This window comes from Dickeya dadantii NCPPB 898 (genome assembly GCF_000406145.1).
GTDB lineage: Bacteria > Pseudomonadota > Gammaproteobacteria > Enterobacterales > Enterobacteriaceae > Dickeya > Dickeya dadantii.
In genome coordinates, this window is sequence record NZ_CM001976.1 from 1,513,784 (window position 1) to 1,539,267 (window position 25,484).

The following is a 25,484-nucleotide window of genomic DNA, read 5'->3' on the forward strand; positions in this document are numbered from 1 at the left end:
ATGGCGTGGGCTATCGGAAAAAAAATCACCCAGGATCGACTGGCCTTGCTGTGTGGTCTGTTGCTGCTAACGGTGTTGATTGTCGGTGTTTTCGCGCCGTATATCGCACCGCATGATCCGGCGTTGACGTCGGTCAGGCACAAGTATCAGGGCGCCAGCCTGCTCTATCCGCTCGGTACGGATAATCTGGGCCGGTGCGTTTTTTCGCGTCTGGTGTTTGGCGTGAGAACCACGGTGTTTTATAGCATCGCGGCCATGATGTTGACCGTGCTGGCCGGCGCAATCGTTGGCCTGATCGCCGGTTATTTCAAAGGCAGAATCGACGGATTGTTAATGCGCGCCTGCGACGCCATGCTCTCTTTTCCCGGCGAGGTGATGATTTTTGCCATCGTGGGGATTATCGGGCCGGGAATGCAAAACATCCTGCTGGCGGTGGTGCTGGCGAAATGGGCCTGGTATGCGCGTATGGTCAGAGGGATGACGCTGCGGCACGGCAGTAAAAATTATGTCAATTACGCGCGTATTATTGCCGCGCCTCCGGTCTATGTCATGCGCCGGCACTTGTTGCCGGCCGCCGCCGCCGACCTGATTATTCTGGCGTCCGCGGATATTGGTAGCGTGATACTGATGATCTCCGCGCTCTCTTTCCTGGGGCTGGGCGCCCAGCCGCCGTTGCCGGAATGGGGAAATATGCTCAGCGAGGCGAAAAACGTCATGCTGACTCACCCGACGCAAATGTTGCCCGCCGGCATCGCCATTGCCGTAGTGGTCGCCGCCTGCCATGTGGTCGGCGATTTTTTGCGCGACGCGCTGGACCCCGCCGCTTATGCCGACAAGACGGTTTACGCCGACAATAGCGCTTATGCTGACAGTACCGCTTATGCCGACAGCAAAGAGTAGGCCACGATGACGCCGCCGGTGTTGCTGGACATTAACCGGCTCGCGGTTTCCGATGCGCGCACAGGCTGCGTCCTGCTCAACGATATTAATCTGACGCTGCATGAACGCTGCTGTACGGCGATTGTGGGGGAGAGCGGCAGCGGAAAAAGTCTGCTGTGCAAAAGCCTGCTCGGCCTGTTGCCGCCCTGGCTGCGCGTCAGCGGCGAAACGGTTTTTCGAGGCCGCGATTTGCAACGTCTGTCGTCGACAGCGTGGCTGACTATTCGCGGCAAACAGATGGCGCTAATCATGCAAGATGCCGTCAGCGCGTTTGATCCGCTGTATACGGTGGGTAACCATCTTGATGAAACGCTAAAACGGCATACGCCGTTGACTGGCGCGCAGCGTCGTGACCGTGCTAATGCGCTGCTGGAAAACGTCGGGCTGCGGGATGCGGCTGAATTACTGGCTAAATATCCCCATCAGTTGTCCGGCGGGATGCTGCAACGGGTGATGATTGCCATCGCCTTGGCATCAAAACCGGCGTTGATCATTGCGGATGAACCGACCACCTCGCTCGACTGCATTACGCAGTATCAAATCGTGCAGCAGTTTATCCAACTGCAAAAAAGCGGTGATAGCGCCATGCTGTTTGTTTCTCATGACCTGGCGCTGGTCAGGGCGCTGGCGCAGTACGTGGTGGTGATGAAAGACGGCCGGATCGTTGAGCAGGGGGCAACCGAACGGGTATTCGCCCACCCCGAACAGGATTATACGCGCGGCCTGATCGAGACGCGCAGACGGTTAAGTCTGGCCTTCAACCAGATCATGGGGAAATAACGCATGTTGCTTGATGTTCGGCAGGTTGAAAAAAGCTATTGGGAAAATCGCGGGCATTTTTTCTCGAAAAGAAAACGTACGGTGATAAAAAATGTCTCGTTCTCGCTTGAGCACGGCGATTGCCTCGGCATTATCGGCGAAAGCGGTGGCGGAAAAAGTACTCTGGCTCGCCTGATTAGCGGGCTGGAACGGCCCGACCGGGGGACGATATTATTAGCGGGCGAGCCGGTCTTCTCCCCCAAAAATAGAAGGCGCCGAATCAGCGCTGTATTTCAGGATTATACCTCTTCAATTAATCCGCTGATGACGGTTTATCAGGCGCTATCCGAGCCGTTGATGTTGCAGGGAATAATCAGCCGGGCCGAGCGGGATCGTCACAGCAGCGAATTATTAGCGCTGGCCGGTTTAGCGCCGAAAATACGCGGGCGTTATGTCCATGAATTGTCGGGCGGTCAGATTCAGCGCGTCTGTATTTGCCGGGCGGTGGCGACAAACCCGCAACTGCTTATTCTGGATGAGGCCATCAGCGCGCTGGATGTGTCCTCGCAGGTGCAGATTCTGGATCTGCTTATCGACCTGAAAAAACGTTTTAACCTTTCCTGCCTGTTTATTACGCATGATATTCAGGCGGCGGCGTATCTGTGCAACAACGTGATGTTTTTCCGTGAGGGCGAAATCATTGAAGCCTGCGCGGTTAACGATTTATCCACGGTGTCCCATCCCTACTCAAACACGTTGCTGCAAGCGGTAATGACCTTTCGCTAAGGCTGATGCCTGCCCAGGGCCGCTTCACCGCGGCATCGCCACGACTCACTTTGCCAGAGAATCACCGGACCGGGCGCTGTCCGCTGCGATACGCCGCGTTGGCGTTCCGGGAAGGATAACGTGCGTGCATAAGAATCGAGATTGACATTTTGATGCCTAGGCATTAATTTCAATTTCAATTAATGCCTAGTCAGGTTCTTGTGAGATGAATGAAAAATCCGATGAAATGCTCTACCCGCTTGGCTTGCTTATCCACCTGGTAAACCAGTTCAAGGATAACCTGCTGAATGACTATTTTGCCGACAGCGACATCACCGCGCCCCAGTTCAAGGTCTTGATGAGTATCTATAAAGGCTTCACCAGCCCGGTGGAGGTGAGCAAAAACGTGATGATGGACGGCGGTGCGCTTAGCCGCATGATCGAGCGGATGGTGAAGCGGGAACTGCTGTTGCGGTTGCCTAACCCCAGTGACAAGCGGCAGGTGATTCTGGCGCTGACGGAAAAAGGGCTGGCGATCCTCCAGCAGTTTGAACGGGAAGGGATGCGGATTGTCCTGTCGCAAACCACCGCGCGCCTGACTTATCAGGAAGTGGAACAGCTGATGCAGTTGCTCATCAAAATGTTGCCGGATGAGGTGATAGCGCGCCATTCCTCTCACTTAACCTACCCACAATAAAGGTCACCGCTTCCATGGATACGACATCCACGCCATCCGCTCCGCGCGTCAGCCGCCGTAAACGTCAATTCGCCATCCTGCTGCTGGTGTTGCTGGTGGTCGCGGCAGGCAGCGCGGCTTATTACCAGCTTTACCTGCGCTTTTACGAAACCACCGACAATGCCTATGTGGGCGGCAACCTGATCACGCTGACGCCGCAGGTCGGCGGCACGGTAACCCAGGTCAGCGTGGACGATGGCGACTATGTGGAAAAAGGGCAGTTGCTGGTGCAGCTTAGCCCAAGCGATACCCTGATCGCGTTGCAGCAATCGGAAGCGCAACTGGCCAGCGTTGTGCGTCAGGTGCGCGGTCTGTACAGCACCGTTGATAACTATCAGGCACAGGTCGCGTCCAGACAGGTGGCGTTGCAACAGGCGGTTGGCGACTACAACCGCCGCAAGGGGCTGATGGCAAAGGGTGCCATTTCCGCCGAGGACCTGGCGCATTATCAGGACGCGGTCAACAGTGCCCGCAGTGCGCTCGACGCGGCCGAACAGGCGCTGCGCACCAATCAGGCGATGGTCGATAATACCGTGCTGGACGATCATCCCGAGATTAAAAACGCGGTGGCGGATCTACGCAGTAAGTATCTGGATTGGGCGCGTAGCGCCATCGTCGCGCCGGTCAGCGGCTATGTCGCCAAACGCGCGGTTCAGGTGGGGATGCGCGTCAGCACTGGCGCTACCCTGATGACGATCGTGCCGCTCGATCAGGTGTGGGTGGACGCCAATTTCAAAGAAAGCCAGATGCTGCACATGCGGCTGGGGCAGCCGGTAACCCTGACGGCTGATCTCTATGGCGACAAAACGGTATACCACGGCACCATACAGAGCCTGGGGATCGGCACCGGCAGTGCGTTCTCCCTGCTGCCGGCGCAGAACGCCAGCGGCAACTGGATTAAAATCGTGCAGCGTCTGCCGGTACGCATCGCGCTGGACCCGGAAGGACTGAAACAGCGCCCGCTGCGTATCGGCCTGTCGATGCAGGCCAGCGTGGATCTGCACAATACGCAGGGCGAACTGCTGCCGGCCGCACCGATCAGCGCGCCGCGTTATCGCACCGATGTGTACGACGATCCGCTCCGGCAGGCCGATAAACTGGTGGCGAAAATTCTGAGCGACAACAGTCAACCGCTGGTGAGCTCACATGGCTGAGGCACCGGTGATGAACGATAAAGCCGCTTTTACACCGCCGAATCCGGGACTGGCGACGCTGGCGATATCGCTGGCGACCTTCATGCAGGTGCTGGATACCACCATCGCCAATGTGTCGCTGACGACCATCGCCGGCAATCTCGGCGTCAGTTCGGATCAGAGCACCTGGGTGATTACCTCGTTTGCTGTATGCAACGCCATTTCCCTGCCGCTGACCGGCTGGCTGGCGCGCATCGTCGGTCAGCGGCGGTTATTTATCGTTTCGGTGCTGCTGTTCAGTCTGGCCTCTTTTCTGTGCGGTTTCTCGCGCAGCATGACCGAGCTGGTTGTTTTCCGTGCCTTGCAGGGCTTTTTCGCCGGGCCGATGTACCCGATGTGCCAGACGCTGCTGCTGATGATTTTCCCGCCATCGCGCCGCAACATGGCGTTGGCGTTACTGGCGATGGTGACGGTGGTGGGGCCGATTGTCGGTCCGATTACCGGTGGGTGGATCACCGACAATTACGCCTGGCCGTGGATTTTTTACATCAACGTACCGATCGGCCTGTTTGCCGCCGGGGTGGTGATGGCACAGCTGCGCGACTGGCAGGACGCGACGGAGCGCGCCCGCGTCGATTATGTTGGTATCGGGCTACTGGTTCTCGGCGTTGGCCTGTTGCAGGTCGTGCTGGATAAAGGCAACGACCTGGACTGGTTTGCCTCCACGGATATCGTGACGATGTCGGTGATTTCCGCCATCGCGCTGGTGTCCTTTGTGATCTGGGAGCTGGGAGAGCGCGAGCCGCTGGTTAACCTGCGGCTGTTCGCCGACCGGAATTTTACTATCGGTACGCTGTCGCTGATGCTCGGCTACGCCGCGTTTTTCGCCATCAACGTGATTTTGCCCCAGTGGTTGCAAACCTGGATGGGATACACCTCGACCTGGGCGGGGCTGGCGGCCGCGCCGATGGGGATGTTGCCGATGCTGCTCACGCCGATTATCGGCCGTTACGGCAACCGGGTGGACTTGCGCCTGCTTGCCACGTTGTCGTTTGTGATCATGGGGTTGTCGTGCCTGATGCGTGCCCGGTTCACCATTGATGTCGATTTCATGACGATAGCCGGCGTACAGCTGTTTATGGGGATTGGCGTGGCGTTTTTCTTTGTGCCGCTGACGTCTATTTTGCTGTCGAACCTGCACGACAAGGATGTGGCGGAAGGCTCCGGGCTATCGACCTTCCTGCGTGTGCTGGGCGGGGGATTCGCGTCGTCGCTGACCACCTGGATCTGGTCACGTCGCGAGATCTATCACCACGCGGTGCTGAGCGAAAGTGTGTCCGTCTACAACCCGGCGGCGGTGGATTACCTCAACCAGATGGGCGGCATCGGCCAGACCACGCTGGCGCAACTGGACAAAACGGTGCAGCAGCAAGCGTGGATGGCGTCCACCATCGACTATTTCTATCTGTTGGGTTGGGGGTTCATGGGGCTGGTGGTGATTATTTGGTTCGCCAAACCGCCGTTTACCACAGCAGGGCCGGCCGCCGCCGGACATTAGGCTGTACGACCGCCGATGCCGATTCGGCGGGTGTGTGTGAGTGTTCCTGGTAGTCAGTAAGGAGGATTTTGCAATGATGTTATCAACGATGCCATCTATGGTGAGATTTACTGCCGATCTGGTTGGCTGGATAGAGAACCACCTTGAAAGCCCACTGATGATCAATGACGTCACCGCGAAGTCGGGCTATAGCAAGTGGCATTTGCAGCGCATCTTCAAGAAGGAAACCGGCGTTTCGCTGGGCTCGTATATTCGCAGCCGGCGGTTGAGCAAAGCGGCGATTGAATTGAAACTGACCAGCCAAACCATCCAGGACGTGGCGTTACGTTATTGTTTTGATTCCCAGCAGTCGTTTACCCGGACCTTTAAAAAACAGTTCGGGATGTCGCCCGGTCATTATCGCAAAGCGCCAGGTTGGGATTTCTCCGGTCTGCAACCGTCGTTAGGCGCCAGTGTGGACTGGCTGCCGATTCCCGAAGTGGTTGATCTGCCGGTCGTGCCGACGGATACCTATTTTTTTGAGCATACCCAAAGTATTGATGATTTTATTTCGGCGATCGACATCCCGCAAAGAGTAACATTGTGGGAGCGGACAAGCCGCCAATATGGTGGCCCGGATGTGGTTATTTATTTTTTTTCAACCTTTATTCCGGACGCGAATCGGGTTAACCGTCATGTGCGGGTGGCGTATCACATTAGCGCCGTCGACCCGCATAACGACGTTGATGCTGACAATGTTTCAACGCAGACGCCAGCAGCTACGGAACGCTATCTGCGCTTTATGTTTGCCGGAGATATGACGGAATATAAATCGTTTTTGAAAACGATTTATCATCATATTTTACCCGGCCAGGCTTATACCCGTATGAATGGCGGCGAGCTTGAAGTCATCCGCTGTAAAAAAAGCGCACAGGGCAGGATCGATACCGATTATTTTGAAGTCGAGTACTATATCCCGTTTGATCGCAAATAAGAGTCTATACTCTAAATACTTTAAGTTGCAGGACAACACGCTGGCGTGTTGTCCTGCAACCTGAAGCATGACGGGGATATCCGTTCAGGGCTACTTCACTTACCATTTTGAACCTGGGCAAAGCCCGACATCCTCAACGACTCCCGTGTCCAAACCGGCTGTGCCCATGACGATTGTTGCGCGCTCAAGCTCTAATATGGCTACTTTTTCAGCGCGCTGTTTCAGTTTTATCGGATGGTGGCAGACTGAGGTGAAGGTATACTGCATCGCAGTTTTCGATCACAAAAGAGTAAGCCTGTTATGACATTAATCAAACGTGTAGTGAATACCGTGGGTGTGGTCGCTCTGATGGCGGCCGCGAGTTACGTTCAGGCGGCAAGCTGGCAGGATTCCCTTTCCAGCGCGGCCAACCAGTTAAGCCAGAACGGTGCGTCATCTGGCAACCTGAGCGGGCTGACCGGCTTGCTGAATGGCGGAACTCAATCGCTGAGCGCCGGCAGCATGAACAATGCGGCAGGTATTCTGGAATACTGTATGAAACAGAAGCTGGTTGCGGCGACAAATACCGAAAATATCAAAAACCAGTTGCTGAATAAACTGGGCCTGACCTCTCAACAGGAGCAGCAGAAACAGACCGATTATATGCAAGGGTTGACCGGTCTGTTGAATACGGGAGAGGGGAAACAGCTAAACCTGAATACGTTGGGCAATACGCCGCTGGCGGAAAAAGTCAAAACCAAGGCGTGCGACATCGTATTAAAGCAAGGCGTGAAATTTATTTCCTGACGGAAATATCCGACCAGCACGCGGCACTGATAGCGTCTGGTCGGGACAACGAGCGCGCGACATATTACAAAGGTCAGAAGATAAATATTCCGGGTGGCGTAGCCGATGCTGTTTAATACCGGGCTGGCACTCTGGTTATGTTCAGTGACCGTATTTAAAATTAAAGCCTAACGCATCACCGGTGGTATCGTACTCGCGGAAGTTATATATCAACGGCTTCCATTTTGATGAGTCGATAGCATCGTTTTGACCCAATAGATGGCTTTCCACCCAGACATTCAGAATATCAAACTCAACGAGAATAAAACGCCCTTTATCCGTCGTGCTTACGGTTCGGCATTCCGCCTGAATTGGACATTCAACCACCCGCGGCGGTGTAATCTCCGTCGATTTTTCCGTGTGAAGCCCGGTTTTGGCGAATTTATCGTGGCATACCTGAACGCCCCATTTGATTTGGCTTTCAGATAGCGTATCGCTTCCCGTCAGCTTACCGATCGCTTCCACTGTCTCCCAAAGATTATAATCAGGGATATTTATGACCGCATCGGAGCCTGACAGTAAATTACTGTACGTTTTGCTGCCTTTGCTAACCCCGATAATAATTTTATCGCCAAGCGAGATCGAGGAGGATACTGGGGCGATATTACTATTCCCGTTATGGACATCTGTCGTGGTAACAAGAAAAACCGGGAAGCCGTAATAAAATGAATTTAATTTCACATTCTTCTTCATTTTGCGTAGAACCCATTATTTGAAGGTATATGTGACGTCCATTTCTACTCTTTTCGATTGCCTTTAACAATAACCACAATTGAGTATTCATAGGGTATGCATGCTTGGTATTAATGATTTCTGTTGTTATTTTTATGAAAAATCCTTGTTCATTTAATGTGATTTTTTAAGGCGTGACGATTCCTGTCGACTTGCTGTCGATATGGATGACTGAGATGACACGCGCTTATATGCTTCGATGTCTCAGCATCGGCTTGTCATGCCTGTTGCGTGACTGTGAAAAATATATAGAAAAAAATAATCCACAAAGCCGAAAAGAGGTATATGATATGCATCATATGACTTTATCCTCCCGCCATTTTTAAACTGGGAAAAATGAGGTTAAAACATGCAACGAATCGTAATACCAGCTAATTATGTTCATACACGTACCACGCCGTTTTGGACCAAGGATACGGCACCTGCGTCTATTTGGCAGCGACATCTGGATGCGGGTACCCGACAAGGCGTTTACCCACGTTTATGCGTGATGCAGGGGGCTATCCGTTATTACGGCTACGCTGATGAGAACAGCCCCGAACCTGTCGACACGCTGACGATAGAAGCCGGGCAATTCGGTGTATTCCCGCCGGAAAAGTGGCATCGAATAGAAGCATTATCGGATGATACGTTATTTAACGTTGATTTTTATGTCGATCCAAAAATTCTTATCGAAGGCTGAGGTGTTCGTAATGGAAAGCGAAAATAAAGGGTATTCCTTAGCAATATCTACTCGTGGTAATAGTGAAAAAAAAGAACGGGTTTTTCTTAAACCCATGTCGTTATATGTGCCGGACGTGGCGAATCAGGCGGTTGCGGCGCTGATTGACGAACTGTCGGAAACTAGCAAGCAGGGTAAAGACTTTTTGCTGACCGTGACCAATAAAAATAATGGCGTGTCAGTGGATAAAGATTTCGCTACCCTCTCTGAACTGCAAGACCCGGCTATTGCAGCTGATGCTGTCAAAGAACTGATCAATATTGTGCGGGGCTACGAGTCGGACGAGGAAACTAACGTTTGCGGTTGGTAGCATGATGCGTTGATGTAATAAATACTCCTTATATTTCCATTCGATGTGGGAGTGGATATAAGGGGTATTTTTCGGTTAATTTCCGTGGTAATTATTATTACGCGACGGCCATGGTTTCGCTCCTGCTGTGTATCATTATCCTGAATACCTGAGAGCTACTCAGTAATGCCTGATTCATGAGTTTTACTCATAAACCTATTCTGTAACGCATGATTATCATCGGGTTCAATCCCGGTAATATAGCGTAAAGAATCGAAGTTTAAATGACGGATATGACTCAGCCTCAGATGCGATCGAAAAAAATCCCAGAGCTATTTTTTATTGCCATTCTCAGCGCCCTGATGGCGTTTACTTCTTTATCGACAGACATTTACCTGCCTGCCATGCCAATCATGGGAAAGGATTTACAAGGTGATGTGGAACTGACCATCACCGGCTTTTTAATCGGCTTTTGCATTGCACAGCTGATTTGGGGCCCACTAAGCGACCACTGGGGGCGTCGGGTGCCGCTGTTTATTGGTATGGCGCTGTTTATCGTCGGTTCCGTGGGTTGCGCGCTTTCTACTACTATTTCGCAAATTGTTTTCTGGCGTATTTTTCAGGCGCTGGGCGCGTGCACCGGGCCAATGCTGGCCCGCGCGATGATCCGCGATCTATTTAGCCGTGTCCGCGCTGCGCAAATGCTCTCTACGCTAATAATCATTATGGCGATTGCGCCGATTGCCGGTCCGCTGCTCGGCGGACAATTGATCAACATGACGTCATGGCACTCGATTTTTTGGTTGCTGGCGGTGATTGGTCTGCTCATGTTCATTTCATTATATTGGTTGCCTGAAACGTTACCTGAGGACAAACGAGTCAAGGCTTCTTTATCCAGCGCCTTTCGCAACTATTATGCACTGCTGACGAACACGGCTTTCATGCGCTTCACCTTATGCCTGACGTCCTATTATGTCGCGGCCTATGCGTTTATTACCGGATCAGCCTTTGTCTACATCACTTATTTCGGCGTCGTTCCACAACATTACGGTTGGTTATTTGCGCTGAATATCGTCGGCGTGGTGGGCATGAGCATCGTGAACCGCCGTCTGGTTCAACGCTACCCGCTTGAGAGGTTGCTTAAATTTGCCGTGCTGATCGCCGCCGTCGCCTCACTCGTTCTGGCGATAGGCACAAAACTCAACATCGGCGGAATTATTCTGATTGTGGTCGCGGTGTTTATTTTCTTTTCGATGAACGGCATCATCGCCGCCACATCGACAGCCGCTGCGCTTGATGCCGTGCCAAACATTGCCGGGTCCGCGTCGGCATTAATCGGCTCGCTACAGTACGGTAGCGGCATTATTTCCTCCCTGCTGCTTGCCCTGCTGGGGGATGGTACGCCGTGGACGATGGCCTGGATAATCGCCTTATTTACCGTAATCAGCGCGGTAATAGCGCTGACTACGCGAGTAATGAAAACGGGCGGTTAGCTTGATCTCTTCCCTTTGTTTATTACCGGCGTAAAGTAGAGTTTTCGGCCCTCTTTGTTCAGTTAATTGGACGGGAGAACTTATCCTCTCTGGACAGTACTAGTCTCTTTCCTTTTAGATGGCAACCTGTGCGTCTCCGGAATCGTACTGGCTTCGCTGCAAATTCAGCAGGGCATAATATTCACCTCGCTTTATCTCCAGTTCAGTTGGTGTTCCACTTTCAACAATTTCGCCTTGTTTTAATACAATTATCCGCGAGGAGTTTTTTACGGCACTCAGACGGTGTGTGACCATTACGGATGTTCTTCCCCTGACAAGTTCAGAAAAGCGAGCAAATAACTCGGTTTCCACTCGCGGATCCATTGCGCTGGTTGGTTCATCAAGTATGATTAATTCCCCGTCAGAAAACAGAGCACGGGCCAGTGCAAGGCGCTGCCACTGACCACCAGAAAGTTCTGTACCGGAATATTCTTTCCCGAGGAAACTGGTTGCATCATGGGGGATCTCCAGCGGGAACTGAGCCTGTTCACAAGTCTGTAAAAAGCGTTGTTGCTCGACCGTACTCATGTTGTTCCTGAACGTAACATTCTCCTGCACCGTCATATTGTAATGACCAAAATCTTGAAAAATAGCACTAAGGCAACGGTGCCATGTCCTTATATCAATGCTGGCAACATCAATCCCGTTCCAGGTAATACGACCGGATGTGGGGTGGTACAAACGGCAGAGCAGCTTAATCAGTGTTGATTTACCTGCGCCATTTTCACCAACAATAGAAAGATGGTCACCAGCATGGATCGTTAGATTAATATTGCTGAGAACGTTGTGGCCGTTTTCATAAGAAAAGGAAACATTTTCAAACTTGATTTCATTTAGAGGAGGTATCTCAGAGAGGGGGTTGCTGTTCTCCTGCGCAACGCTTTCAAGTTCTCGCAGTCGAGCAAAGAAACTAAAACAGACGCCGATATTAGCAAAGGAATACACCATCCACTGGCAAGATAAACCAAAGAAAGAAATTGATTGTATGGTGCCCAGTAACCCTCCGACAGAAATTTTGCCTGCCTGAAGGTATTCAACAAACCAGTACATAACACCCAGGATAGATGCCAGATATAAAAGATTCCATGGCTGGGGTCTGAGTAATTGTTTGCGTCTGACCTGATTTAGTTCATTTTCCAGCTCTTCGAATGCCTGCGTGTGTTTGGTGAAAAAAAATGATGCTGAACGGAAAATTCTGACCTCTTTAGCTAGCTTCACATCAAGTAGAACAGCCAGATAATACCTTATCAGGCGAGCAGCGGTACCTTTTCCCAGCAGAGCCCGAAAAATATCGATTTGTGAAAGCGCAACAGTAAAAGTGATCGGGATAAGCGGCAGAAGAAATGCCAGAGGAAACCACCAGACAACTGAAGCCAGTACCAGAGACAAAGACAACAGCGTTAGTATGCCGCGAAATATATCAACAAGATTAACCAGAAGGTTCAGCGGACGGTGAGCAGCTTCTCTTGAAAGAACCTCAAGATTATCGTGTATGTCCGGTTTCTCGATAATTTTCAGGTCTTCAATGCGGCAGGCTGCCTCCATAATAGTTCGTTGCGTCAGATAGGTGGCATGCTGATTCAGTATGCTTTGTAGAGTACTGATAATGGGAGCCAGCACGACCGGGGAAGACAAATGTCAGTGCCCAGAATACTGCCACGGTCATCAGACCTGAATGATCCGGGCTACTGATGATATTTCCGAGCCGGATGCTTGCCATCACACTCATGGTAGGCAATAACCCCTGCAGGGCAATGAGGATGATAAACAGCGTGGATAGCCATGGTGATCTCCTGAATAGCAATGAAAGCGAATAGGTCACCAGATTCAGTTTTTCTTTTACCTTCTGCATCAGAAAAGCTCCATTGTCAGGCATTTCCCGTTCGGGAAAATGACAAATTCATCAAAATGTCGGGGAGTATTCAGAATTAGCTCCATCGCATCCCTGGTTTCCGTTCTGTAGAGGGAGGATATCATTTTTACACGGTATGTCTGGTTACCCATTTTTTTGCACGCATGCCGTACAGAGTGTGTTGATAGTGAATGCCCATCTGGCGTTGCCAGAAATGTCATGTTTTCAGAAAACACGCCGTATGATGTGATATCGATGCTTCCATGAAATTTATTTCCGAGAGTCTGACAGAGCGAAGGGTAATGGAGCCATGAAGTGTGCGTTGCATGAAAGTTGTGGCAGATGACAAAAATTAATTCATAACCAAGCTGGATAGCTAACCCGATCTTCTCTGCCATAGCGGTCTCACGCTGTTCCGGCGTTGCTCCAGTCATACTTAATGTACTTTGTCGATCAAACTCCAGCAAACTGATCAACAGACGCTGCTCAGCAAGAGGAACTAAGCGAATACTTTTAATATAATTTTCATGAAGTGTTGTGGATAAAGGTAAATCAATTCCCGCAATAACGCATGTTGCAGGTAAAGCACGGAGGAAAGTTGCAAACTCCTCAGAACGCATCCACCAGTACGCCGACGATGTAAGGTACGACATGTCCCCGGTATTTATTTTTCTAAAGCGTCTGAGTGCAAACACAATCAGGTCTATAGTCGGACATTCGACAAGAACTATGCTACGTAACTCCCTTCGGAGCTTATGTATAAAGGCATTCCGAAACGCCCATGACTCGTCTGAACCATGGCTGTTCTGACCAATAAAATAAATATGCTTTTTAGCCTGCTTTGTATACAACATTCATACTCCGCGCTATAAGGTGATGTTGTCTTAATAAATACCGTTCATCACGAGAAAAATAGCTGTCAATCTGTTCAAGAGGGGTAGTAGGGAAGAAATCAGGGAATTCGTTTTTCTCTCCATCAAATAAACTGCGTGAATTAATAAAAAGATGAAACAGAGGAATGTCATAGTTTGTAAGGCAGGATACTTCATATAATATAAGACTCTGAAACTTGGGGTGTGAACCGGGGTAGAGTAAAAATTCATCAATTAACGCTGGTAGCTTTTCTTTGATATTTATGCTTGTCTCTGGGTGAATTATTTTGTTAATGATAAGTAGATAATAAGCTGTTGTGCGAACGAGGTAACGTGGTTTAATTTCTGAGTGGTTTTTCAGGAGGGAAATTATTCTCGCATGGTTTTTTTTTAATTTGAGAAACGTGTCGGTATATCCCTCTGTTACATCAGAAATATGCTTCTTAGCGTTCACCGGAAGACCGTGGTAGTGTGGGAAATTTTGTGTCCGTTTGGCAAATCCTCGCTCATATCGAACCTGAATATTTTCAGTCGCATCATGGATGGCGTGAGGATAGGTAAAAGACTGAAATATATTGGTGACAGCGGTAAGCGCTGATGTATGCCCTAGTCCATTCTTGACAACATCCGGGCTCTGAAGCAATCCGCTTTGATATATAGAACGTTCAAATTCCGGGGCGTCATCAAAAAAATACTGGAAGCTGGTTTCGGGATCTATCAGCCATACAGTGCCAGCATCTACAATGAAGTTATCAAAATGACAGTCATTGATATTCAGAAGATCGGCTAGAGCTAAAATATTACCGTATCTTCTGTAAACTTTAGCTGCATCCACGCTGGAATCCAGGCCCCTGTTTTCGACAAATTCCTGCCACAAATGTGTTTTAAAACTAAGTGTCACAGGGCAGACATTAGCTAACCCGATAATGTTGCAGATCTCATTAAGTACATTTTCAATGCCAGAATCTCTGGGTTTGTAAATAAGCTTGAAGCTTCCGAGGGCTAGTATCACTGGTTGTTGTCCATTGTCATGCCGGTCACCAGCAGCTAAAGACAGCTTTCCCGGAGTTGAAAAAAGTGGTGGGCAATTATAAATATCAATAAGTAACTTATGTTCCTCGATCAAGCGGATAAGAAAATTATTTATGTTTGCGATAGTGGTATCACAGATATGTTCTGCCAGTTGACTAATATATTGATTGTTGTTTCTTAGCCCTGGTAGCCAGGAATTATCATCATTCTTGAAATAGGAAGTATATCTATCTGAATGTGAATCGGGTTGTGTTTTCAGCCATTCATCGAAATTAACAACAAAATCAGGAAGGTGGATTTGATCAAGTGATTCAGAGATACTCAATGATACATCTGTAAAATCGAGGTGATGCAGACCATAATCAGTCAGCATCTGCTGCATCTTTTGGTTAAAATTTCTTAGATATGGGAAATAGAGGTAAGCACGATATGGTTCTGACAGTATGTAGCGCATACATCTTATCCTTTCTTCCTAAAAAAGGGCAGCCGATGGCCGCCCTTTTTTATCAATTAAAGAATTCTTCAGTAATTTCCTGAAGCTCTTTGATTAGTACTTCTTCCGAGGAGATATTAATACCACCACCTCCGCAGTCGCAGGTACCACTGGCGCAGTCAACACCACTATTAGCCATATAACCGCGAATATCGGAGATCTTACTCGGTGCTACTTCGATAATACGTTCCATTTGTTACCTCAGATTTTGTCAATTACTATGTAAGTGGATAAAAATGTCTTCGCGAGATACAACTTTTGTGTACACGGAGAAAGCATAAAATGGGAATAATAGATTAAAATGTGATCTGTCTCTGATAAATCATCTGATGGTAATTTGATTTTTTATTTTCCAGTGATTTGAGTTTTTTTGTTCTTATGTATAGTTTCTTTTTCTATGATCTCTAATGTTTTTTCATTATGTGCAAACAATATGCATTTTTACTATTCATGTTTTGTTTCATATTTTACCCCTATTGAGGGTGTGAAATTATGGTAATTAAGTGAAAGATTAAAAATCTAATGAAGGGACATTAAGCGATTATTCATTGCACGGACAGTAACATATATCAGATTTGGGAATTTTTTCTTTAGCACAAGTAAATAAATTTACTTATGGTAATAATTTATTTTGATGAAAGTTATTTATTGGGAGCGATAAAATATCGAGCAGATTGATTTATGTAGCGGACATTCTGGATGTACTAATGTCTATGATAAACTACAGTTTGTTCAATGTGTTCGGAAAGAATTATACAGAAATGCTCGATCTTTAACTGAATATTAATGTTTGTTTAATAAAATTATAATGAATTTTTAGTTCGCAATAATGTTTGATTCATTCTCAGGGAAAGACCGTTAATTGGCATAATTACTGTATCTGGTTTCAAGTCAGCTTCACGGCTGTTCGGTGTTCACTTTACTTCAGCCATGGCGTATTGCATTGCTAACTAAAAGAATAGCACTTGTACTGACGGGGACTACTTCAAGGTTATCCATTAATCAATCTACTGAAGACTAAGGCAACATGATGGCTATTTTCTCTACTCTGGGTATTAACGAAGGAGACATCCGCTTACCGGTCACGACACCTGCCAAATTCAATGCAGCGCTGTTTTCACCCGCCCCTTCTGTAATGCGTAACGCATGATGGTGCACAGGTGCTGCCGGGTACGGGACGCCACTCCCAGCAAGCCTTTTTTCTCTATGCCTTTCAGCAGGTCGATGAAATGGCGGGGTTTCAGCTCCGTGACGGGCTGGTGCCCGATGACCGGAAAGAGATGGTTGTTCGTGCTGGCAAGCAGACGAACGGCATGGTTCTCTGGCCATGTCCGGTTGCGCTTATGCCAGTCCACACTAACATGTCAGCAACACTGATATAAGACCGCAAATTTAATTTTAAGTTTTTTGGCGAGAAAATCTTATCTTGACGGGGCTTCCATTCAAAGTCAGTGAGCGTACCTCACCAGGTATCATGACGCCAGCCCAGTTAAACGTCTTCTCATTGCGCACAGCCTGAAAACGAACAGTATATTCCTGATTTTCCTTCTTAACCTGGAGCGTAAGTAACTCCGATTTTCCATTGCTCTGTGCATAGTGAGTTTGTGGGACAACAAGGCCTATTCCCTGAGGTGGGAACGGTTTTCCGTTGATTTCAACCAGCAACCAGAAAGATTCATTTGGGTCGCCACACTCCTTTACTGTCTGCTTAGGTTCTCCAAATGCTTCGAAAGTTACTGTTGGGCATAGCTCTGGAAACTCACTGGCGGCATTGCTAGCGTTTGAAATGAAAAATGCAAGAGCGGGGATGAGTATCTGAATTTTCATAGGAAGCCATGTTTTGTAAGGTTATTAAATCTAATCTGCAACAAACAAAAAAAACTTAATAGGAAAATTAATATGGCAACACAGAACTGGGAGGCCATCGAGACAGCATACTGGGATAGGTATGATACTTTTGCATGAAAGTGTCAGACTCGATTTTTACGCAATGTATCGAAAAAGATATTCTGAAATGGTTTTCTGAAAGTATTCTGAAATGCAAAGGGCTGCATACGCAACCCCTTGATAAATTTGGCTCCTCTGACTGGACTCGAACCAGTGACATACGGATTAACAGTCCGCCGTTCTACCGACTGAACTACAGAGGAATCGTTGGAACGGGGCGCATAATAACGAGGTCTGCCGTGCATGTCAAAGGTGTAAACCACATTTTTGACGCGTTTGGCGAGGGAGTGCGCAATATCTCGACTTTTTCACACGATCGTCTTGATTGAACTGCGTTTTACGTTATGTCGCGGTGGTAAAACAGCGGGCCGGCAGTCGCGCGATGCTGCCGGCCCGGCGGGGTTATTGCAACCGCAGTTGCAACTGGTAACGGTAGCGCGGGGCGGTCAACAGGAAGTCCGGCGCGACGCTCGGGCTCCAGGAGTCGTCGCCGCCGATGCCCATGTGGAAGCCGTCGAGATTGAGCCAGGTGCCCGGCTCCGGCTGCAGCAGATGCTGGTGGGTGCAATCCATCAACTGTTGCAGGCTGTAGCGGCTGATGCCGAAATGGAAATCGCCCTCGATAAGCCAGTCGCCGTAGCGCAATTCCCGGGTGTGGCAGCGCAGGCCGTTTTCCGACGGGAAAATGTACGGCGTGTGCATCGCCTCCAGCGGTTGCTGCCAGCGGCCGTGCAGTGCGGCGAGGCGGCGGTCGGGGTAGTTTTCGTGCGGGCCAAGGCCCAGCCAGCTTACCTGTGGGTTGACCGCCGCCAGTTGGCCGCAGAGGCCGATGCGCGCCAGCGGCGGCAGGTGACGGGCAACATCTACCTCTACGCTGACCGTCAACACGCCTTGCGCGTCAATACGCCACTGTTTACGGCTGATGAACAGCGTCTGTTGCTGGTAATGACCGACGTGTTCGGTGGTGATCAGCACGCTGTCGCTGAGCGTGTCGGCGCGGATCTGCCGGCAGTCGGTCTGGTACTGGTACAGTCCGGCCAGCTTCCAGCGTTCCACCCAGGCGTTCGGGTCGATACGGTCCACTTCGCTGATGCCGATGTCGTTATCCAGCGGCGCGCGCGTCAGATTGTCCTGTAGCGGGCTTAACAGCTGCGGCTGCCCGTCGCGCCACCACTGCGTCAGCAGACCGCTGCGTCGGTCGAAGCTCCAGCGTTGCTGGTCGTGGATGATATCGAAATGGTCATCATCCCGAGTCAGGGTTGGACAGGCACCGTCGTCGCGGTGTGGCGCTGAATGCGCCAGCGGCATCGGCAACGGCCATTGATCCCAGGCGCAGCGGTGTTCGGCGGGCGACCAGTCGGTCGCGTGCGGCTGAACCACCTCCACCGTCAGCCACATATCGGCGTGGTGTTGCGGCGCAGGCAGTTGATCAAGCAGAGTGAGTGTCTGGCAGCCCTGCGGAGCGACAGTAAGCGGTACCACGCCCGACGCCAGTTGCACGTCATCCTGCATGATGCGCCAGCGCAGTTCCTCGTTATCGCTATGACGGAACAGGTATTCGCTAGTGACGGTCAGCGTAAGCGGGGCGCTTTCATGGCGGGTGAACTGGAAAAACTGCTGGGCGCGCTGGGCTTCATACAGCGCCGGGTGCGGCGTACGGTCGGGAAACACCAGACCGTTGAGGCAGAACTGACGATCGTTGGGTTTATCGCCGAAATCGCCGCCGTAGGCCCAGTGCGTTTTACCATCCTGCTCACGTAGCAGCGCCTGATCCACCCAGTCCCAGACAAAGCCGCCTTGCAGACGCGGATGCTGGCGAAACGCCTGCCAGTAACGGTCGAATCCGCCAAAGCTGTTGCCCATGGCGTGCGCGTATTCGCACAGGATCAGCGGCCGGTTTTCTCCCGGCAGACCGATCCATTTTTTTATCGACCACTTCGGTACCGCCGGGAACGGCTGGTCCTGATCCACCCGGGCGTACATCGGGCACAGAATATCGGTGGCGGGCGTGTTGGCGCCGCCGCCTTCGTATTGCACCGGCCGGCTTGGGTCCTGCTGTTTCACCCACTGGTAGAGCGCGCTGTGGGTTGGGCCGTAGCCGGACTCGTTGCCCAGCGACCAGATAATGATGCAGGGATGGTTGCGGTCGCGCTGTACCATGCGGGTAACCCGCTCGGCGTAAGCCGGCAGCCAGCGCGGGTCGTCGGACAGGCGGCTCATCGGCTGCATGCCGTGAGTTTCGATATTCGCTTCGTCTACTACATACAGACCGTAGTGGTCGCACAGCCGATACCACAACGGATGATTGGGGTAGTGGGAGCAGCGCACCGCGTTGAAGTTGTGCTGCTTCATTAACAGAATATCCTGCCGCATGGTCGCTTCGTCGATGGCCTGACCACGTTGCGGATGATGTTCATGGCGGTTGACGCCGCGAATCAGCAGTGGCTGACCATTGAGCAGCAGCAGGCCGTTACGGATAGCGACCTCGCGAAAGCCGACGTCATAGGCTTCCGCTTCCGCCAGCGTGCCGTCGGCGTGTTCCAGCGCCACCACCGCCCGGTACAGATTGGGCTCTTCCGCGCTCCACAGCGCAGGCCGCTCCACCTCTATTTGCAGGTTCACCCGGTCGTGATAGGCGCCGCGTTCGTCGATCGCCGGCGTGCCAAACGGCGCGCGGCGTTCACCCACCAGTTGCCCGTCGCGCCACAGTTGCACAGTCAGTTGCCACGCCTGCGCCTGATCTTCCGGCAGGTTGGCCTGCGCTGTTACGCACAGCGTGCCCTGGGTGTAGCTGTGGCGCAGCGGGGTGGTGAGTTGCACATCGCGCAGATGCACCGCCGGTTTGTGCAGCAGATAGACATCGCGGTAAATGCCGCTCATGCGCCACATGTCCTGATCTTCCAGATAGGTGCCGTCAGACCAGCGCAGCACCATCACCGCCAGCCGGTTTTCTCCCGGCTGCAGGTAGGGCGTCAGGTCGAACTCCGCCGGCAGCCGGCTGTCCTGGGAGTAGCCGACCCATTTGCCGTTGCACCACAGGTGAAAGGCGGAGTTGACGCCGTCGAACACGATGCGGGTCTGGCCCTGCGTCAGCCAGTCGGCGTTAACTGAAAATGTGAGCGAGTAACAACCGGTGGGATTGTCTTGCGGGACGAACGGCGGGTTGACCGGTATCGGGTATTTGATGTTGGTGTAAATCGGCGCGTCGTAACCCGCTAACTGCCAGTTGGACGGCACGGTAATAGCATCAGCGTCGGTCAGGTCCTGCGTCAGCCACTGTTCCGGTACCGCTTCCGGACGTGGGAAATAGCTGAAGGTCCATGCGCCGTTCAGCCGCTGAAGCCGATCGGAAGGCTGGTCGTCACGGGCTGCGTCGAGGCCGCGCCAGCTGGAAAACGGCGGGTGTGCGTCCAGCCGGCGAACATGGGGGCAAGCCGGATTTTCCCAGTCACGTCTGGCCAGAATATCCGCCAGCGAGATGTCGGATAGAGGAGCATAAGCGGAAGCAGTGGACATAAAGCAGGCTTTCCTTTATTGGCTGAAAGTGAATGGCTGAAAGCGCCTGACAGGCGGATGAACAGGATTTGTTATCCGCTCACAATTTACTGGCAGGATCGCGGCTTGCCGCGCGTGAGTAAAGCGCAAGGGCGCCGGAAAGTGGTGTCGATCACAAAACCGGCGTCAGGGGGAATGGGTTAGTGTTGTAATTGCCGCGCCAGCGTAATCAGCTGCTGCGCAACATCCTGCGGCGACAAGGTGGAGGGTTGCCAGGCGGCGGTGGTCTGACGGGGGATCAGCGTGGTTTTCAGCCGTAGCGGAGCGGGACTGTGCTTGTGCGGGGATTGCAGGCACTCCAGCAGCCGGTTGACGCTTTCCCGGCCCAGTTGCCGGAAGTCCTGACGGATGGTGGTCAGCGGCGGCTGGAAATAGGCGCTGTCGCGGGTGTCGTCAAAGCCGATCACCGAAATCTGTTCCGGCACGCGCAGGCCATACTCGTGGATAGCCCGCAGCACGCCCAATGCCATTTGATCGTTGGCAACGGCGATGGCGGTCGGGCGAACCGAATTCGCCAGCAGCAGATGTGCCTGCTGATAACCGGCGCTGGCGCTCCAGTCGCCTTCCGCCGTGGCGCAGGGTGTTAGCAGGTGGGCGGCCAGCGCCTGTTGCCAGCCTTCGTAACGCAGCCGGGCGGATACCGAGCTTTGTGGGCCGGCAAGCAATGCGATCCGGCGGTGGCCCAGCGCCACCAGGTGATCGATAGCCAGTCTGGTGCCCTGATGTGGGTCGAATATCACGCTCGGCAGGTCGGCGGTGGGGGCGGTGTCGAGAAACAGCGCCGGTGTGGCGGCGCACAACCGGTGGATTTGCTCCGCCGCTTCCTGTTCCAGCGGCACGTTGATTATTACGCCGTCTACCCGTTGCGCCAGCAGTTCATTAACGGCGCGCTGGACGTCGTTGCCATCGACGGAGCGTAGCATGGATATCACTACGTTGAATCCCAGTTCGCTGGCGGTGGTTTTAATGGCGGCGGCAATTTGGGAAGGGGCGTGCAGCGACAGGTCGATAGTCGCCAGACCGATGGTGGTGGCACTGCGGCGCGCCAGCTGCTGGGCCACCCGGTTGGGGATGTAGTGGAGCGCGGCCATCGCCTGCTCCACTTTTTCCCGGGTACGGTCCGAGACATGGGGTGCCTGATTCAGCACCCGGGAGACGGTCTGGTACGACACGCCGGCGTAAGCCGCCACGTCATTGAGCGTTACTGGTTTCGCTTTCATGATTCTCTGTTAATCAGCCCCTGTATTGTCACCTGGCGTTATCATAACAAAGGCTGGCGACAGCAACTGCGACTGACAGAGAAAAATTACGCCGCGACCGGCGGATGCGTGACCTGCTGGTAATACCAGGCGATGGTTTTTTTGATCAGCGCATCGGTGGCATCCAGATAGGCGTCCGGTTCGGCGACGGCTTCCGGTTCCAGAATCAGCGGCAGTTCGGTGCAACCCAAAATGATTTTCTCCACGCCCCGTTGCCGCAGCGAGGCGACCACCGGCAGCAACAGCGCCCGGGCCTGCGCAATGTCGCCCGCCTTGTAGGCGTAGATGCTGTTCATCACCGCGTCCTGCTGCTCGTCGGTCGGTAATGTACAGCGCACCTGCTGGCCAGCCAGCGCGTGCTGGTAAATTTCACCGCGTACGGTGGCGGTGGTAGCCAGAATGGCGACGTGACGAACGCGCTGTTCAGCCACTTGCTGACAGGTGGCGTCAATAATGCTGATCATTTCCAACTGGGTATGCCGCTTCAAGTCCTCAAACCAGTAATGCGCGGTGTTGCAGGGAATGATGATGCAGCTAGCGCCGGCGTTCTCCAGAATCTTCATGTACTCCACCATTTTCTGCAGCGGTGAGACGCTGTGATTGAGAATACACTGGGTGCGATCGGGAATATCCGGAATAGAAACCGCGATCATCGGAATATGTTCCTGATCTTTTCTGGCCGGAGTCTGCCGGATGAGTTTTTGCATGGCATCCACGGTCGCACCGGGTCCCATGCCGCCAAGAATGCCGACTACAGGATTCACGTTTTCCGCCTCATTGCTGGTGATGTGGGAGTGGAAAAATCATCTCACAGCGCTCGGAAATGTGAATTGCGAAATTCCCATCCTCTATGTATGTTTTGCATAACATTGCTAGCGTTATGCGTATAATGCGTTTTTCTGAAAGGTGTTCTTCAATGCTGAATAACATTGAAACCAAATGGTTATACGATTTCCTCGCTCTGGAGGAGCACCGTAGTTTTACACTGGCGGCCGAGACGCGCAACATTTCCCAGTCGTCATTCAGCCGACGGATCCGAGCGCTGGAAGAGGCGGTGGGGTTCGATATTTTCGACCGCGGCGCCCAGCCGTTGCAGTTGACCGAGCAGGGCAAGATTTTTCACGCCCATATCCGCAACACCCTCGACGATCTGGAATACCAGATTCACAAGCTGCATGGCGGCAGCCATTACAAGAACAAGATCACGATTGCGGCGGCGCATTCGCTGTCGGTGTTTGTGATGCCGGAGTTACTCAAAACCGTGCCGGATTTGCAGGAGAAGATTTTCTATGTCGAATCCATCGATGTGGATGATGCGGTACTTAATCTGAAGGAAGGGCGCAGCGATTTCATTTTCTCGTTTTACAACGAGGAACTGATGTCGGAACCGTTTCGTCATACCCGTATCATGGATTCTACCCTGTACCCGGTGTGCGCCTGCGATGCGGCCGGCAAGCCGTTGTTTGATATTCGCGCCGCCGGGCTGCCGCTGCTCAATTACACCGACACCAGCTACATGGGGCGTCAGGTCAACCGCTATCTTTCCACTTTGGCGCCCGATCGTTTTACCGTGAGTTTTGTCTCCTCAATGAGCGATTTGCTCAAACGGATGGCGAAGCAGGGCCACGGCATTGCCTGGCTGCCGGATTACTCCATCCGCGATGAGCTGGCGCACAAGGAACTGACCGTGTTGAAGCTGGAGCAGGCGGTGATGAAGATGCAGGTGTATTTGTACCGGTTGGATGCGCGGCTGAACGTGGCGTCGGAGTCATTCTGGCGGGCGATGACGACGCTGCGTTCGGCGCAATAAAAAACAGCGGCCGGGAGGGCCGCTGTCTGACTCATTCACTGTTTGACGAACTAACCGTCTGACTAATTAGCGTATTGTCGGGCGCGGTCAGGCGTCCTGTCTGGCTTGTTGCAGCGCCACTTCCGCCTCGGGCTCTTCCTCGTCGTCGGTGATGTCTTTTTCCAGACTGGCCACCACGGCGGTAGAAATACTGTTGCCGATAACGTTGGTTGCGGTGCGGCCCATATCCAGGAACTGGTCGATACCCAGAATCAGCAGGATACCGGCTTCCGGCAGGCTGAACATCGGCAGGGTGGCGGCCACTACCACCACGGAGGCGCGCGCGACGCCGGCCATGCCTTTACTGGTGATCATCAGCGTCAGCAGGATCAGGATCTGCTGGGTCAGGCTCAGGTCAATGTTGTACGCCTGCGCGATGAACAGGATAGCGAACGACTGGTACATCATGGAGCCGTCCAGGTTGAAGGAGTAACCCAGCGGCAGCACAAAGCTGGTGATCTTCTTCGGTACGCCGAAACGCGTGAGGGCATCCATGGTTTTCGGGTAGGCCGACTCGCTGCTGGCGGTGGCGAATGCCAGCATGGTGGGTTCGCGGATCAGACGGGCCAGCACCGCGATGGAACGGCCGAGGAATGCGTAGCCCACCAGGAACAGCACCGCCCACAGCAGCGCCAGACCGAGATAGAACTCGCCGATCAGCTTGCCGAAGTCATAGATCAGGCCCAGACCCTGAGTGGTGATGGCGGAAGCAATCGCTGCGAACACGGCGATCGGCGCCAGCGCCATCACGTAGTCGGTCACGCGGAACATCACTTTGGCCAGCTCTTCGATGGTGGACAGAATGAAGTTGGCCTGCTTGTTATGGTGCTTAACGTAAGCCAGCGCCGAGCCGAAGAACAGCGAGAACACCAGAATCTGCAGGATTTCGTTGTTGGCCATCGCTTCCACGATGCTTTTCGGGAAGATATGGCTGATGAAGTTTTTCAGCGTAAAACCATCGGTATTCAGACCGGTGGTGACATGGTTGACCGGAGCGACCAGATTCATGCCGACGCCCGGCTGGAAGAAGTTCGCCAGCATCATGCCGATCAACAGCGACAGGAAAGACGCGGTAACGAACCAGGTCATAGCTTTCAGGCCGACGCGGCCCACGGCAGAAGAGTTACCCATGCTGGCCAAACCGGAGACCAGAGTGGCGAACACCAGCGGCGCGATGATCATCTTGATCAGACGCAGGAAGATGTCGGTAACCATATTAAAGTACGACGCCACCTCTTTGGCACGGGCGCCGTCCAGATAGTTGTGGCATGCCCAGCCAATCAGAATACCGAGCACGATCGCCAGCATTATCTGTATTAATAACTTCTGCCTTTGCATATAAACCTCATGTTGATGAATGTATTCAGACAACACACAGTGTTATTGCAGCGTAGCGGTCAGCGATGTCGTGAGACATACGCAGGCCGATACCCTGATTTGTTTGTGGGGTGTTGTGTCTGCCGCGCGAAATACTACAACGAAATCGGATTTTTGCCCTTTTTTTCTGCTAATAAAATGAAATGCATCACTGAATGAGGTCAAAAATGCGTTATTTCCCTGCTGATTATGGGTAAAAACCAGACATATAGTAGGTATATATGTTTTTATAATTTCATATTTATCAATTGGTTGTGTGTTTCACGTGCTAAGGCGGCGGGCGATT

The 25,484-nt window shown here is 52.1% G+C and carries 23 protein-coding genes, 1 tRNA gene and 1 pseudogene; 12 read left to right on the forward strand and 13 right to left on the reverse strand.

From position 1 onward, the window contains the following. From opp1C to DDA898_RS07205, 8 genes are all read left to right on the forward strand, one after another. The gene (gene opp1C, locus DDA898_RS07170; protein ID WP_038910702.1) at nucleotides 1-900 is read left to right on the forward strand and encodes a nickel/cobalt ABC transporter permease; all 900 of its coding nucleotides are present in this window, start codon (nucleotides 1-3) and stop codon (nucleotides 898-900) included. Between the two features lie 6 nt (nucleotides 901-906). Next, on the forward strand, nucleotides 907-1,719 hold the full coding sequence (locus DDA898_RS07175; protein WP_038910704.1) for an ABC transporter ATP-binding protein: 813 nt from the start codon (nucleotides 907-909) through the stop codon (nucleotides 1,717-1,719). 3 nt (nucleotides 1,720-1,722) lie between these two features. Beyond that, nucleotides 1,723-2,484 (forward strand): ABC transporter ATP-binding protein, encoded by a 762-nt coding sequence (locus tag DDA898_RS07180; protein WP_050570221.1) that lies wholly within the window; start codon nucleotides 1,723-1,725, stop codon nucleotides 2,482-2,484. Nucleotides 2,485-2,689: 205 nt separating this feature from the next. Beyond that, nucleotides 2,690-3,160 (forward strand): MarR family transcriptional regulator, encoded by a 471-nt coding sequence (locus DDA898_RS07185; protein WP_038910705.1) that lies wholly within the window; start codon nucleotides 2,690-2,692, stop codon nucleotides 3,158-3,160. A gap of 14 nt (nucleotides 3,161-3,174) precedes the next feature. Continuing rightward, nucleotides 3,175-4,353: an HlyD family secretion protein gene (locus DDA898_RS07190; protein WP_038910706.1), complete on the forward strand. Its 1,179-nt coding sequence runs from the start codon at nucleotides 3,175-3,177 to the stop codon at nucleotides 4,351-4,353. Nucleotides 4,354-4,363: 10 nt separating this feature from the next. Continuing rightward, nucleotides 4,364-5,890 (forward strand): DHA2 family efflux MFS transporter permease subunit, encoded by a 1,527-nt coding sequence (locus DDA898_RS07195; protein WP_038912476.1) that lies wholly within the window; start codon nucleotides 4,364-4,366, stop codon nucleotides 5,888-5,890. A 73-nt stretch (nucleotides 5,891-5,963) separates the two neighbouring features. Then, on the forward strand, nucleotides 5,964-6,863 hold the full coding sequence (locus DDA898_RS21705) for a helix-turn-helix domain-containing protein (protein WP_050570222.1): 900 nt from the start codon (nucleotides 5,964-5,966) through the stop codon (nucleotides 6,861-6,863). A 300-nt stretch (nucleotides 6,864-7,163) separates the two neighbouring features. Continuing rightward, on the forward strand, nucleotides 7,164-7,649 hold the full coding sequence (locus DDA898_RS07205; protein ID WP_013317209.1) for a YjjA family protein: 486 nt from the start codon (nucleotides 7,164-7,166) through the stop codon (nucleotides 7,647-7,649). Nucleotides 7,650-7,790: 141 nt separating this feature from the next. On the opposite strand, the gene DDA898_RS07210 is transcribed toward DDA898_RS07205, so the two are convergent. After that, the gene (locus tag DDA898_RS07210) at nucleotides 7,791-8,381 is read right to left on the reverse strand and encodes a flavin reductase family protein (RefSeq protein WP_013317210.1); all 591 of its coding nucleotides are present in this window, start codon (nucleotides 8,379-8,381) and stop codon (nucleotides 7,791-7,793) included. Between the two features lie 388 nt (nucleotides 8,382-8,769). Between DDA898_RS07210 and DDA898_RS07215 the strand changes: the two genes are divergently transcribed. The 3 genes from DDA898_RS07215 to DDA898_RS07225 all read left to right on the forward strand — a co-directional run bounded on the left by DDA898_RS07215 (nucleotide 8,770) and on the right by DDA898_RS07225 (nucleotide 10,923). Further along, nucleotides 8,770-9,102 (forward strand): TehB family protein, encoded by a 333-nt coding sequence (locus DDA898_RS07215; RefSeq protein ID WP_013317211.1) that lies wholly within the window; start codon nucleotides 8,770-8,772, stop codon nucleotides 9,100-9,102. Nucleotides 9,103-9,112: 10 nt separating this feature from the next. Beyond that, a complete protein-coding gene (locus DDA898_RS07220; protein ID WP_033111737.1) occupies nucleotides 9,113-9,451 on the forward strand; it encodes a DUF1869 domain-containing protein in 339 nt (112 codons plus the stop codon). 272 nt (nucleotides 9,452-9,723) lie between these two features. After that, the gene (locus tag DDA898_RS07225) at nucleotides 9,724-10,923 is read left to right on the forward strand and encodes a multidrug effflux MFS transporter (RefSeq protein ID WP_050570315.1); all 1,200 of its coding nucleotides are present in this window, start codon (nucleotides 9,724-9,726) and stop codon (nucleotides 10,921-10,923) included. Between the two features lie 114 nt (nucleotides 10,924-11,037). Here DDA898_RS07225 and DDA898_RS07230 read toward each other — a convergent pair whose 3' ends face one another. The 11 genes and pseudogenes from DDA898_RS07230 to cuyB all read right to left on the reverse strand — a co-directional run bounded on the left by DDA898_RS07230 (nucleotide 11,038) and on the right by cuyB (nucleotide 22,736). Beyond that, the gene (locus tag DDA898_RS07230) at nucleotides 11,038-12,507 is read right to left on the reverse strand and encodes an ABC transporter ATP-binding protein (RefSeq protein ID WP_236616711.1); all 1,470 of its coding nucleotides are present in this window, start codon (nucleotides 12,505-12,507) and stop codon (nucleotides 11,038-11,040) included. Beyond that, on the reverse strand, nucleotides 12,485-12,814 hold the full coding sequence (locus DDA898_RS23605) for a hypothetical protein (RefSeq protein WP_236616712.1): 330 nt from the start codon (nucleotides 12,812-12,814) through the stop codon (nucleotides 12,485-12,487). The genes DDA898_RS07230 and DDA898_RS23605 overlap by 23 nt, the downstream gene beginning before the upstream one ends. Then, nucleotides 12,814-13,668, reverse strand: coding sequence for a hypothetical protein (locus DDA898_RS07235; RefSeq protein ID WP_038910709.1), 855 nt, complete (start codon nucleotides 13,666-13,668; stop codon nucleotides 12,814-12,816). Before DDA898_RS07235 ends, DDA898_RS23605 begins: the two co-directional genes overlap by 1 nt. Next, the gene (locus DDA898_RS07240; RefSeq protein ID WP_038910711.1) at nucleotides 13,646-15,172 is read right to left on the reverse strand and encodes a type 2 lanthipeptide synthetase LanM; all 1,527 of its coding nucleotides are present in this window, start codon (nucleotides 15,170-15,172) and stop codon (nucleotides 13,646-13,648) included. The genes DDA898_RS07235 and DDA898_RS07240 overlap by 23 nt, the downstream gene beginning before the upstream one ends. Before the next feature lie 52 nt (nucleotides 15,173-15,224). Next, on the reverse strand, nucleotides 15,225-15,404 hold the full coding sequence (locus DDA898_RS23100; RefSeq protein ID WP_139348301.1) for a hypothetical protein: 180 nt from the start codon (nucleotides 15,402-15,404) through the stop codon (nucleotides 15,225-15,227). Between the two features lie 863 nt (nucleotides 15,405-16,267). Beyond that, a pseudogene (locus tag DDA898_RS22780) lies at nucleotides 16,268-16,575 on the reverse strand (phage integrase central domain-containing protein); the annotation flags it as partial. A 34-nt stretch (nucleotides 16,576-16,609) separates the two neighbouring features. Further along, nucleotides 16,610-17,038, reverse strand: a complete 429-nt coding sequence (locus DDA898_RS07250) for a hypothetical protein (RefSeq protein ID WP_038900769.1) — start codon at nucleotides 17,036-17,038, stop codon at nucleotides 16,610-16,612. Between the two features lie 247 nt (nucleotides 17,039-17,285). Continuing rightward, nucleotides 17,286-17,361, reverse strand: a tRNA-Asn gene (locus tag DDA898_RS07255). A gap of 199 nt (nucleotides 17,362-17,560) precedes the next feature. Continuing rightward, nucleotides 17,561-20,674 (reverse strand): beta-galactosidase, encoded by a 3,114-nt coding sequence (locus DDA898_RS07260; protein WP_038910713.1) that lies wholly within the window; start codon nucleotides 20,672-20,674, stop codon nucleotides 17,561-17,563. A 179-nt stretch (nucleotides 20,675-20,853) separates the two neighbouring features. Further along, the gene (locus DDA898_RS07265) at nucleotides 20,854-21,933 is read right to left on the reverse strand and encodes a LacI family DNA-binding transcriptional regulator (protein ID WP_038910714.1); all 1,080 of its coding nucleotides are present in this window, start codon (nucleotides 21,931-21,933) and stop codon (nucleotides 20,854-20,856) included. Nucleotides 21,934-22,019: 86 nt separating this feature from the next. Continuing rightward, the gene (cuyB, locus tag DDA898_RS07270) at nucleotides 22,020-22,736 is read right to left on the reverse strand and encodes a cysteate racemase (protein WP_038900772.1); all 717 of its coding nucleotides are present in this window, start codon (nucleotides 22,734-22,736) and stop codon (nucleotides 22,020-22,022) included. A 152-nt stretch (nucleotides 22,737-22,888) separates the two neighbouring features. On the opposite strand from cuyB, the gene hypT reads away from it, so the two are divergent. Further along, nucleotides 22,889-23,782, forward strand: coding sequence for a hypochlorite stress DNA-binding transcriptional regulator HypT (gene hypT, locus DDA898_RS07275; protein ID WP_038910715.1), 894 nt, complete (start codon nucleotides 22,889-22,891; stop codon nucleotides 23,780-23,782). An 87-nt stretch (nucleotides 23,783-23,869) separates the two neighbouring features. On the opposite strand, the gene DDA898_RS07280 is transcribed toward hypT, so the two are convergent. Further along, complete coding sequence (locus tag DDA898_RS07280; RefSeq protein ID WP_038900774.1) at nucleotides 23,870-25,159, reverse strand: dicarboxylate/amino acid:cation symporter; 1,290 nt, start codon at nucleotides 25,157-25,159, stop codon at nucleotides 23,870-23,872. Between the last annotated feature and the right edge of the window lie 325 nt (nucleotides 25,160-25,484).